Raw genomic sequence first — 12,995 nt, 5'->3', positions numbered from 1 at the left:
ATCATGTTGTTATCATCACTTAACAAATTTTATAACAAGTTTAAAAATATTTCTGAATAGATTTTGATTTTACAAAAATAATACCTATATAATTTTTATATAGGTATTATTTTAAAAATTTATATTATGTCTTTTCGTTATCTTATTATACTTCTAATGCTACTTTAGTTTTATTTCCATATCGTATTATCTCTATAATAATTTATGCCTTGATTTGTAAGTCTCTCCCCTTGCTTCTCTAACCTAATTTTATACTCATCCCAGTTTCTAAATTCTTTAGGTGTCCAACCAATTTCAGCATACCCTAGTAATCTTGGGTATATCATAAAATCCATTTGTTCTACAGTTGAAATAGTTTCCGTCCACAATGGAGACTCTACTCCAAGAATTAAATCCTTAGGAGCATATTCTGTAGGATCCCAGCTATATGCAGTTTCTATAGGAATATATCCTGCCCATGTTAATCCATAAGGTGTATTTTCATTATACTTCATATCTAAGTAGGTTTTGGATGCAATTGAAATTATCATTTTCATATTTTTTTCTCTAGCTGCTTCATTTGAATCTTTCCAATTTTGTAATATTACACTTGAATTTATTTCTGGAGCAGTATCTATTGGATCCCATCCAATTGGAGTTTTCCCATAGCTTTGAACTATCTTAGATACTCTTCCTACAAAATAATCATAGTCAGCTTTTTTAGTGTTCTCGGCTTCATCTCCTCCTATATGAAAGTACTTTGAAGGTGATATGGCTGAAATTTCTCTAATTACATCATCAAGAAATTCATATGTTCTTTCACTATGTGCCATAAAAGAACTAAATCCTACATCTGTTCCTGTATATAACGCTTTTCTTTTTCCATCAGGATTTAAAAATCCATAAGAAGCTAATGCTGCATTACTATGTCCCGGCATATCAACTTCTGGAATTATTTCAATATACCTATCAGCTGCATATTTAACTATACTTTTAAATTGATCTTGTGTATAATAACCTCCTGGTCCGCCACCTACTTCTGTACTTCCTCCTATAAGAGTTAAATCTGGATATTTTTTTATTTCTATACGCCATCCTTGGTCATCAGTAAGATGTAAATGCACTCTGTTTATTTTATATTGTGCTGCATAATCTATTTGACGTTTAATATCATCTTCAGTGAAAAAATGTCTCGCAACATCAATCATTAATCCTCGATATGAATATTCTGGCTTATCATATATTGTAGAAACAGGAATGCTCCATTCAATATTAGTCACTAATGTACTTTTTTCAATATCTGGTGGCAGAAGCTGCCTCAATGTTTGAATTCCTCTATATACACCCTCAGGCTTATATGCTATTATCTTAACATTTTCAGAAGTAGTTATTATTTTATATCCTTCATTGCCTTGTGCTTCTTCTCCTCCAATAGTAGTTAAATAAATACTTGATTTTGAAGAATTGTTCCCCTTAATAATATTTAACTCAAATCCTGTTGAAGGCTTTAACTTTTCTCTTAATAATTCTGCAATTCTACTAAGTTCCTCTGTTTCGGCCTCATTATTTCCATTTACATAAATCGAAGTTTCCTTAGTAAGATAAAAGTTTCCTGTTCCTTTTTTATAACTTAATGGTTTAGGTATGATATTATTATTGCTACTTTCTTTTACAGATACTGATTGCAATTCTTCTTTATCTTTAAAAATTATTATTGAGGAAAAAATTAATAATATTATAGCTATCGTAGTTATAGGTATAAAACCCCAAAACTTATTAGATACATTCTTCATTGGTTCACCTTCTTTATACTTATTATAATCTTATATAAAATACATATTTAAATGTTACATCTTTATTGTAAGTTACATAACACCTTTCATTATTATCTTATAACCTAAAAATTGAAAGTATATACCATGTTTTAATTAAATTAATTTATGACTTAATCTAAGTTATTATATAAATATAGAAACCTGCTAAAATAACATGTTTCTATATTTACACCTCTAATAAAATTTAAATTATAATTAAATCATATGTACTTTATAATCTACTTATTTTTATGAACTTTACCTTCAAATATCTTTCCTTTTCCCTCAGGTATTTTTCGCTTAGTTAATATATCATAGAATCCAGAAATTATATAACTAACAGTCATAACAATTATAATGGCTACCATTTCCTCACCTCCGAAGTATTCTAATGACATTGTTATAGCTGTTATTGGTAATGATGTTGCACTACAAAAAAACCCTATCATACCTAATGCTGCACAAGAGGCTAATGGTATATTTATAAATTTTGCAATCCAACTTCCTAATGCAGCTCCTACAAAAGGAACATCATATATTACTTCAAAAGCACTTCCAACTCCACATATTACTAATGTTCTTTGTTCATCATCTGATAGTTTAAATTTTCTTGCTATAAAATCTCCTAAAGTTCCTCACATTGCTACTACTGAACCTTCTTTACCTGCAGCCCCACCACAAATAGTAGTAAGTAAAGATCCTATGAAAACTACAAATGTCATATAAAATGGGATATCCTTAGCTTCAGATTGAACTTCTGACTTTAGTAAATTTTCTCCTGAATATACATTTCTTTTTGTTTTTAAATACATAAATGTAATTATTAATCCTGCAATCGGTAGAAAATACACTAAATATTCATATTCATTTCTATAGCTATTTACAGCTTTTAAGATCATATTATATAATCCAACTACTATGCCTATAGGAATTGCCATAGCAATACTCAATATTATCCATTTAAATATTTTCCGAATTAATTTATAATAATCCTGATTTTTTTCGTTATAAACTTGTTCACTCATAAATATTCTCCTTAATCATTTTATAATTATTGCTAAACCTTAGTATTTGATATTATAAAAAACAATTCCCTATAACTAATTTTCTTTATAAATATAAAAATAAAAGTTCAATAACACTACCTCTTGTGATAGCGTTATTAAACTTTTATAATTCCATAAAAATCAAACTATTATATTAACTTATTTACTTCTTCTAAATTTGGTATGGAATCCATTGCTCCATATTTTGTACAAGTTATTGCACCAACGATATTAGCCTTTTTACAAATTTTCTTTAATTCATAATATGAATAATTCCTATGCTTTAATTCTGAAATGAAAGATAGCATTGCCCCAACAAAAGAATCACCTGCTCCAGTAGAGTCTACTTGGTTAATCTTTATACTATTAACAATAGAAATTTCATTATTATATGATAAAATCGTTCCCTTTGATCCTAATGTAACAGTAACTATTTTTGCTCCCAAACTATGTATTTTCTTTATAGCAAGCTCAATATTACTTTCTTTAGTTATTAATAAAACTTCTTCTTCACTCATTTTAACAAAATCACTTTTCGAAATAAAATGAATACAATTCTCTACAAATTGTTGAAGTAGCTCTTCTGATATTAATGAATCACGATAATTGGGATCAAATGAAATAAACATATTACTTCTTATTGCTAAATCTAGCAATTTAAAATATGTTTCTTTCAACTCACCACCAAGAAAAGCTGTTGCACTACCAAAATGAAGAATATCTTCATTTGTAAAGTAATTAGAAATTATATTATTATATTTATAATCACCATCACAACCTCTTATAAAGTTGAAATTTCTTTCTCCGCTTTCATCAATACCGACCAATGCTATAGTAGTGTTACCGCCATAAGAGCATAAAGATTTATCTATAGAATAACCATCCAAAACTTCCCCTAAGTATTCTCCAAAATAATCTTTTCCAATTTGTCCAATAAAACTAGCTCTCTTACCCATTTTAGATATAGTACATGCTACATTAGCTGGAGCTCCTCCTGCCTTTTTTTCGAACTTATCCCCATTTTTAAGCCCTTTTCCATCTATACATACCATATCGATAAGCAACTCACCTATACAATATATTTTACTCATATATAAAACCTCTCATATTCCATACTCTATAAGAATTTAATTTAAATTCCTTATCTGAACTCATCCTTAAATTCACATCTCCTGATTCAGCGAAAAATGATGAAGTCATAGTTATTTCACCATCATTAATAAATATTTCTAAAGTGCTTACATCTAGAAACATTTGTATGCTTCTTAATTTATTATCAGGCATTTTTACTTTTCTAACTCCATTTTTACCTTTATTCAAATTAGTAAAATCTAAAATTAAAATATTATCAAATGCTTTATATTCTAATATTATTTTTTCTTTTTTAAACTCTAAAATGTATTTAAAATCTGCGAAAACTTCTAATTCTAAATTTATTTCTAAACATCTATTTTTTATATTAACTTCATGTCTTTCACATATCATATTTTTATTTTCTAATATCTCTTTATCCCTTAATAACTTTATTTCTTCTAAAGGTGATTGCTTTATTCTCCCATTCTCAACTTTCAAAACTCTCGGCATTGTTAATGTATAAATATAATTATTTTTTAATGTGGGACTTTCTTTCTCAATATTATCTTCCGGCATTCCAAGCCATCCAATCATTATAATCCTATTATTATCTCTAAATACTTGAGGCGCATAAAAATCAAATCCATAATCTAATTCATAAAATGAATTATGCATAAAGGTATTATTTTCAAAATTATAGTGTCCTAATATATATCCAGACTGATACAAATTTTGATATTTAAATTCATGCTTTTCAAGTCCTTGAGGAGAAAATATTAATGCGTCATAACCATTTATATTAATTAGATTAGGGCATTCCCACATGTAACCAAAATCATCTAATTTAGTGTTAATCTCACCATAAAAATCCCATGTATTCATATCCTTAGATATATACATTACTACTCTACCTTTTAAGCTTTTATTTTGAGCACCTAATATCATACAATAAACTCCATTAATATTAATATAGAATGGATCTCTTAAATGTTCAGTATATCCATCTGGAATACCAACTATTAATGGCTTCTTCTTTATCAACATATCATTCTCATCAAATATGGCTATATTTTGATGAGGAATTCTTTCTCCATTATTTTTTACATTTCCAGTATAAAATATATTTAATTTGTCATCTATAAATTTTCCTGTTCCAGAATAACACCCATCTTTATCAATAACTGAATCTGGCGCAAGCATTATCTTTGGTTTTTTATATCTTATAAAATCCTTAGTTTTTATATACCCCCAGTGCTTATACTTATGTTCACAGGTATACGGATTCCACTGAAAGAATATATTATATTCTCCTTTATTATAGGACAATCCATTTGGATCATTTATAAGACCATTAGGTACCTCTATATGATATTTGTTCCTAAATTCACCTTTTAAAGGATATATAGCACTACTAAATTCATCATTTAATTCTACTACTGATTTCTTCATATTACTCCTTCTAGATTTTCTTTACTGATTTTCTTTCAATTAAACTAAGTGGAATAATTTCATTTTTCTCCATTTCTTTTCCATCAATTAACTTTAATAAAGCTTCTGCCGACTTCGCTCCTAAAAGTCCATGATTAAATTCTATTGTTGTAAGTGGAGGATATATTACAGCTCCTACATCATAGCCTCCAAATCCAGCAATTGATACATCATTAGGAATTGATATATTTTTTTCATTTAAATATAACATTAAACCTAAACAAATATTATCTGTAGCACATATAACAGCTGTCGGATTATAAGAAAGTACTTCCTCACCTTTTCTATATGCTTTATCAAAGGTAAAATCAGTTTCAACAAAATCAATTTTATAATCTTCTCCACTTTCTTTAAAGACATCATAGAACCCTTTTCTTCTTAAAACTCCTACTGCTTTATCCTGTTCGCTAACTCCTAAGAAAACAATTTTTCTATGATTTAATTTATAAAAATAATCTCCCATAATTCTACCAGCTTCATAATCGTCAATACTCATATAGTTTATATAGTCATTTTTAGGACATAAACATATTACTGGTATATCTATTTTATTAATTAACTCAACATGCTGCTTAGTTATCCCAAGCGTATCTACAATAATTCCATCAACCCCTTGCTGATATAATGAATTAATGTGTTCAAGCTCTTTTTGGGTACTAAGATTAGAAATTAACATAATAGTAGTATATCCTTCTTTTTCTATAACACTGTTAACTCCATTTAACACTTTACCTACTGTTGAGGAATCTATACGAGGAATAATCACTCCAATTAAATTGCTCTTTTTGGTTTTTAACCTTTTAGCAAAAAAATTCTCTTCAAATCCAGTTTTCTCGATTGCTTCTTTGATTTTTGCTCTATTTTCCTTACTTACATATCCTCCATTTAGATAGCGAGAAACACTACTTTTAGAAACTTGACACATATTAGCAATGTCTTGGATTGTGACCTTACTCATATAAACTCCTCCTAATTCTACTCTTCCGGTTTAAATACTATATATGTTAAGATAAATGAAACTACTATACTAATAGATAATATCACTAAGTATCCTAGTACTTGTCCGTTTAAGTATAGTAGAATTCCTGGCAATCCTGTCATTCCCATTCCAGTAGCAGCTAAATTCATCATTCCAGCAACCATAGCAGCTACTGCTGCACCAATACATCCACATATAAATGGTTTTATAAATCTTAAATTAACTCCAAAAACTGATGGCTCTGTTATTCCTAAAAATGCAGGAATTGCACTTGATATATATAATGAACGTTTATTTTTATTTTTAGTTTTAAATGCTACGGCTAATGCAGCTGCTCCTTGTGCAGTTGCAGTCCCTGTAACAATTGCATTATATACATTACTACCTGTATTTGCAAGCAAATCTATTTCTAAAGCACTAAAAACATGATGAACTCCAGTTACTACGATGAATTGATTCAAACCTCCAACAATAAATGCTCCTATTCCATAAGGAATTGTTATAAATGATTTAACTAATCCTAAAATTACAACTTCACTTTGATGCATTATAGGACCAACTATTAACAATCCTATTATCATCGAAACTAATAAAGTTAAAAAAGGTGTTACTATCAAATCTAGTACATTAGGTACAATTTTTCTTAAATATTTTTCTAATTTTGCGGCAATAATTGCTATTACTAATGCTGGTAATACTGAACCCTGATAACCTACTATTGGAATTGATAGTCCTAATAAAGACATATAAATAGGTTCAGCTGCCCCTGATGCTACTGAATAAGCATTTGGTAACTGTGGTGCAACAAGCATCAAGCCTAATATAAAGCCTACAATTGGAGTTCCGCCAAATCTTTTCATTGCTGAATATGCAACTAATGCAGGTAAAAAAGCGAAAGCTGTATCAGTCAGTACCTGTGATAACACTAATAAATTTCCATCGAGGTTGACACCTAAATTTGTTATTAATCCACGAATTCCCATGAACATTCCAGTTGCAACTAAGACAGGAATTATTGGCACAAATATATCTCCTAATATACGACTAATCTTTTGTATTAAAGTCATATTTTCATATGCTTCAGATTTATTGTCTGCTTTAATATTACTATTCAACTCTTTTATACAACCATATACCTTATTTACAAATCCTGTTCCTAGAATAATTTGATATTGCCCTGCAGCCATAAATTGACCTTTCACACTATCAATTTTTTCAATTTCATCTGAATTAATTTTTTCATTGTCTTTTAATATAAGTCTTAGTCTTGTTGCACAATGTTCCATAGACTTAATATTATCCATTCCTCCAATATTTTCAAGAATTGAATCTGCTACTATTTTCTCTTTACTCATAATACCATCCCCCTTAAATTTTATAAGATTATGATACCAGTTCCACATTTTCATGTCAACGTTTAATTTGTTTATTTTAATAAACTATTATATTATTTATGATATCAGTTCCACATAACTATTTTCTTGTAAAAAAATTCAAGGATATTAAATTATTATATCCTTGAACTAAAAAAATATTAATATTTAATTATATAACTACTTTCAGTTGGAACATCTACTTCATGGTTTCTTTGGAAATAATCTATTATAAGCTCACTCATATCCATATTTATTTCTTTTACCACTTCGGCATTTTCGTAAGCTGGATAAATAGCTGTATTGCTTGCACGATAATTATTTAAAACTATTGTGTAATCTTCATTTAAATCTATTTCTTTTCCATCTTTCTTCATTGAAACAACACGATTTCCGAAATCTTTATTTAAATCTATTTCATAAGTTAAACCTGCAAATGTATCATAATTATAGTTTTGTATCTTTGGCACTAAGAATTCATTATTAATTTTAACTTCATTATTTTCTAAAACAAAATATGTAGCACTTTTTTCAATAGCTTCTTTAACTTTGCTGCCTTTAATCTTAAGTACCTTTAATGTGTTTGGATATGGATAATTAATTAGTACATCTCTAATTGAAACATTTTTCTTAAATCCAATGGCAGTATCAAATAACGATAAAGCAGAAAAGTCAGCATTAGAAATATCTAATTGAACTTCATGTAAGAAATTTATAAAAGGATGGCCCTTAAGCCTTGCTATAAATATATCATCTAGTATTATATCATTTTTAAAATGACCTATTTCCTTATCTAAATACTCTTGTAACTCTTTATTTAAATTAGTAAATCTCTTTTCTAATTCAATATTTATTTCATCATTTAATTTTGATACATCTACTAATTCATAAGTTACTTCTTTAGTTTCTGTATCTATAACTATCTTAGTAAAATTTTGTCCATTATGCATAGGTTGTGTGCATATAACTCCATTAACTTTTGTTATGAAAGATCTATGTTGATGTCCACTTAAAACTATATCTATTGAATCATAATTTTCTAGTAATTCACTAGCCTGATTTTCTTTGGTTAACTTTTCTGTAGGAGTATTATTACCATCTAAACTTTTTTCAAAACCTCCATGATAACAAACTATTATCATATCTGATTTTTCTTTTAGTTCATTTTCGTATTCTCCATAAACTTTAACTGGATCTAAGAACTCTAAGTTTTTTATATTCTTCTCCTGCTCCCAATTAGGTATGAATGATGTTGTAAATCCTATACATCCTACCTTAAAGCCATTAAAATCAAAAATCTTATAAGGCTTACTATCAAATGCTAAACCTTTAATATTAGAATTTATAATCTTATTTGAAATTGTTTTATAAGCAGTATTTAAATAATCTAATCCATAATTAAATTCATGATTACCTAAAGTATATGCGTCATATCCTATATCTTCTAAAAGCTCTGTAATTGGATTGGTATCTATTTTTTGCTTAGATAAATAATGAGTTAAAGCTGAGCCTTGAATTAAATCACCACAATCTATCTTTAAAGATTCATCATAATTTTTTTCATCCTTTAAGATATAAGTTCCTATTTTTAATATTCCAAGAGATTTTTCAGTTACATAATTAGTTGGATATACAAATCCATGTAAATCACTAGTTTGATAAATAACTAATTTCATAGTACCTCCTTAATGTGCTGTGACACAATGTAAAATAAATAATGTAGAATTTAGAATTAAAGAAAAAACTCCTTACGGAGTTTTATGCATAATATAAAATATTTTCAACTTCTATAAATCTCATATTCTACATTTTAATTTGGAGCTGCCTTTAGACAGCTCCATTTATATAGAAATAATATTATATTACTCCCAAATTGAATTTAAAGTTGTTTTAAATTCTTCTAACTTTTTAGTAACATCTGTTTTAGTATCAGCTAATACTGATTCTAAAACTGTACCTGCTTCACGATATGCAGCATCAGCACCACTCATTACTGGATTTGTATATAAGTTCTTAGTTGCATCTGCTAATATTGGAGCTATTAAGCTTCCAGAATTTTTATATTCTTCTGATTCAATAGCACTTTGTCTTACTGGCATATATCCAGTTTCTGAAGCCCATTGAATTTGTTTTTCTTTGCTAGTTAAGAATTTTAAGAATTCGTATGCAGCAGTCTTTTGTTCTGGTGTTGCACTTGAGAATACATATAAATCAGTACCTTGTTGTAGTGAAGCATTTGTTGGATATGGAGCAGCGCCTACTTCAAATTTGTCACCAACACCTTGTTTAACAAAGTTTTCACCTGCATTTGAACCAACATACATACCTATAGTTTCATTTCCAAATGGTCCTGATAAATATTTATCTGTTCCTGCAATTCTGAAGTAACCCTCTTTTACACCATCTAAGTAGTAATTAACTGCTTTAACTGATGCATCACTTGTAACGTCAAAGTTATTATCAAAAGTTTTACCTTCTGATTTTAAGAATGTAGTATAATAAGTATTTAAAGAATCAAATCCAGCTCCTGGAATACCTTTTTTATCTTTGATTTCTTTTGCAACTTTTACAAGTTCATCATAATTTGTTGGAGGTGTTAAATTTAATTCATCAAATAATGTTTTGTTATACCAAATAACTTCTGTTGATTTATTAAATGGCATTCCATATATCTTTCCATCTATTTTAGCTGCTTCTCTAAGGCTTGGTAATATATCATCATAATTATCAAACTTAAGAGTTTCATTTTCTATGTATGGAGTTAGGTCAGTAACTAATCCATCTTGTATTGGGTTAAACATCCAATCAGGATATGCTTGAGTTATTGTTGGTAAGTCCTTTGGACTTGCAACTGTTGCAGTTATTTTTTGTTGTAAGTCTGGATAACTTGATTGATTTTGTAAAGTAACCTTAATATTAGGATTTTGAGCAGTAAACTCATCTGTTAATTTTTGTAGAGACTTTTCTAAATCTCCACTCATAGCATGCCAGAATGTTATCTCTACTGGATCTTTTATTTCTGTTACTATGTCTTCATTTCCTGTTCCAGCACCTTTAGTAGAACATCCAGTTAATAATCCTACTGATAGGGCTAATGCTAATAATTTTTTAAACTTCATTTTTTACCCTCCATTGTTGTTAAATTGTTTGCTTTTTCTCTGGTAATAATCTATCTCCAGATTCATTATAAAGTTTTTCAGGACGATATGAATGAATTGGAACTAATAACTTAGGTTTAATTAAGTTAATTATCTTTATTAAATCATAAGGATGAGCATGACCACTACATGAAACTCTTTCAAATTTAATATTCATTTCTTCGAATTTGTTTACAAATGGTGTGTATGCAGGATCAAAATCACCTAATGGTACTGCATTTGAGTGAATATAAATTCCACCTTCTTTTAATTTATCCATATGTTCAATGGCAAGTTTATCTAATTGCCAGAAAAAGCTACCTTCATCATTTAATAAGGCTTCAAAATCAATTTTAAGATTTTCATCTAATCCATAATCTCCATTATCTAATTGATAATAATAAGATTCATATCCTGTTGCTTCCTTTAATACATAAGAATAATATGCATCTAACACAACTTTTCTTGAATTAGTTTTTATTATGTTTAAAATTCTTTCTATATTAGAAATATAGTAATTGAATGTTATTTGCTTGTTAGGATTATTATTAACAATTTCATTTATCTTTTCTATTAATTCTGGCTCATTTGTTATTTCTTTATCGCTAACATCATCATCAAAATCTTGGAAAGAAACACTTACACCTTCTATTAATAAAACATCACAGTTTTCACTTTCCTTACAGAAATTTAATGTAGCTTCTTTTCTATATCCGTGAAGTCTTATATCTCCTGTATAAGATATTACTAAATCAGGAGTTTCAATTAATAAACCAGATGCTCCATAAGCATCATGATCTACTGGCATTACTTTAACTTTTATTTTGCCAATTTCTATAACTTCATTTTCTTTAACTCCAACTATATCTCTTGTATTTTTTCCGTTACTCTCATGAAGAGGGAAAAGGAAATCATTATTTATATTTAAAGTATTTAATAGAGATTTAGTACCTTCTAATGTATATAGAGGTATCTCTGGATTTAAATAATTTACTATTTTTGAATGATCTAAATGCACATGTGATAAAAATACTGCTGTATTTTTAAAGTTATCTTCTTTTGATTCATAACCTTTTAGTGGAATTTTAGGATCATACATATTATTTAAATATGGAACTAAATTCTCATCTAACAATTCTTGTAAATTAGTTGGTTGTACAGGTGATTTTGGATTATATTCGCTTCCAAAATCAAAGAATATATGACTATCTTCATATGTTATTTCTATTATTGTTCCTCCAATAGTTAAAATCCCATTGTGAAACGTAATCTTCGTTTTCTTATCCTTTAACGCCACTCTTAACAACTCCTCTAATAATTTGTTTTCTGAAGACTAAATATAAAATTAAAATTGGAACTATAGCAATTGTTGATGCAGCCATTTGTAAATGAACATTTGAACCGCTTTCAGTAGCAAAGGAACTTAATCCATTACTTAGTAATCTCATTTCTTTACTATTTGTTACTAGTATTGGCCATAAGAAAGAATTCCATCCATTAATAAAGCTTAAAATCCCCATTGTAAATAATGCTGGTTTTGCTAAAGGAATTAAAATTCTATTAACAAATTCCAAGTCACTACATCCATCAACTTTTGCCGCTTTATAGTACGAAATAGGAATACTTGTTAAGTACTCTTTCAAATAAAATATGTAAAACACGCTTGCTAATGATGGAACTATTAATGCTGTATATGTATCTAATAATCCAAGCTGAGCAATTGTTTGATAATTTGTAAAAACTGTAACTTCATATGGTACCATCAGTAATGCTGCCATACCAAGCACTAAAGCATTTTTATATTTAAACTCTAACTTCACTAAAGCAAAGCCTGCTAATATTGAAGTTATTATTGTTCCAATTGTTGATACTCCAGCAACTAAAATCGTATTAAAGAAATATCTAACAAAAGGAGCTTGCTCCATTGCTAAAGCAAAGTTTCCCCATTGAAACTTCTCTGGAAATAGCGTTGGTGGAATACTAGTTGCCTCTTGGTATGTCATTAAACTTGATAAAATCATATATACAAAAGGAAATAATGTAATCAACGCCATAATAACAATAAACGTCTTTGATAGAACTAAATTAACTTTTTTCATCACTTC

The 12,995-nt window shown here is 28.3% G+C and carries 11 protein-coding genes; all 11 read right to left on the bottom strand.

Annotated elements, in window-relative coordinates:
- Positions 1-170: 170 nt before the first annotated feature.
- On the bottom strand, positions 171-1,772 hold the full coding sequence (locus tag CSBG_RS04965) for a family 20 glycosylhydrolase (protein WP_008677603.1): 1,602 nt from the start codon (positions 1,770-1,772) through the stop codon (positions 171-173).
- Between the two features lie 260 nt (positions 1,773-2,032).
- Positions 2,033-2,332 (bottom strand): chloride channel protein, encoded by a 300-nt coding sequence (locus CSBG_RS18680; RefSeq protein WP_276508064.1) that lies wholly within the window; start codon positions 2,330-2,332, stop codon positions 2,033-2,035.
- Positions 2,333-2,428: 96 nt separating this feature from the next.
- Positions 2,429-2,818 (bottom strand): hypothetical protein, encoded by a 390-nt coding sequence (locus CSBG_RS18675; protein WP_051005275.1) that lies wholly within the window; start codon positions 2,816-2,818, stop codon positions 2,429-2,431.
- 170 nt (positions 2,819-2,988) lie between these two features.
- Positions 2,989-3,930, bottom strand: a complete 942-nt coding sequence (locus CSBG_RS04955; RefSeq protein WP_008677601.1) for a carbohydrate kinase — start codon at positions 3,928-3,930, stop codon at positions 2,989-2,991.
- Positions 3,923-5,362 (bottom strand): sucrose-6-phosphate hydrolase, encoded by a 1,440-nt coding sequence (locus CSBG_RS04950; protein ID WP_008677600.1) that lies wholly within the window; start codon positions 5,360-5,362, stop codon positions 3,923-3,925. The genes CSBG_RS04955 and CSBG_RS04950 overlap by 8 nt, the downstream gene beginning before the upstream one ends.
- Positions 5,363-5,372: 10 nt before the next feature.
- Positions 5,373-6,359 (bottom strand): LacI family DNA-binding transcriptional regulator, encoded by a 987-nt coding sequence (locus tag CSBG_RS04945; RefSeq protein ID WP_008677598.1) that lies wholly within the window; start codon positions 6,357-6,359, stop codon positions 5,373-5,375.
- Positions 6,360-6,376: 17 nt separating this feature from the next.
- The gene (locus CSBG_RS04940; protein ID WP_008677596.1) at positions 6,377-7,735 is read right to left on the bottom strand and encodes a PTS transporter subunit EIIC; all 1,359 of its coding nucleotides are present in this window, start codon (positions 7,733-7,735) and stop codon (positions 6,377-6,379) included.
- Positions 7,736-7,914: 179 nt separating this feature from the next.
- Positions 7,915-9,429, bottom strand: coding sequence for a bifunctional UDP-sugar hydrolase/5'-nucleotidase (locus tag CSBG_RS04935; RefSeq protein ID WP_008677594.1), 1,515 nt, complete (start codon positions 9,427-9,429; stop codon positions 7,915-7,917).
- A 186-nt stretch (positions 9,430-9,615) separates the two neighbouring features.
- Positions 9,616-10,872: an ABC transporter substrate-binding protein gene (locus tag CSBG_RS04930; RefSeq protein WP_008677592.1), complete on the bottom strand. Its 1,257-nt coding sequence runs from the start codon at positions 10,870-10,872 to the stop codon at positions 9,616-9,618.
- Positions 10,873-10,891: 19 nt separating this feature from the next.
- Complete coding sequence (locus CSBG_RS04925) at positions 10,892-12,187, bottom strand: MBL fold metallo-hydrolase (RefSeq protein ID WP_008677591.1); 1,296 nt, start codon at positions 12,185-12,187, stop codon at positions 10,892-10,894.
- Positions 12,171-12,989 carry a carbohydrate ABC transporter permease gene (locus tag CSBG_RS04920; protein WP_008677589.1) on the bottom strand — a complete coding sequence of 273 codons (819 nt, stop codon included), beginning with the start codon at positions 12,987-12,989 and terminating at the stop codon, positions 12,171-12,173. Before CSBG_RS04920 ends, CSBG_RS04925 begins: the two co-directional genes overlap by 17 nt.
- Positions 12,990-12,995: the final 6 nt, after the last annotated feature.

This window comes from Clostridium sp. 7_2_43FAA, assembly GCF_000158375.2.
Taxonomy (GTDB): domain Bacteria; phylum Bacillota; class Clostridia; order Clostridiales; family Clostridiaceae; genus Clostridium; species Clostridium tertium.
Note: the sequence above shows the minus strand (reverse complement) of the source record. Positions and strands in the feature narration are given on the sequence as shown.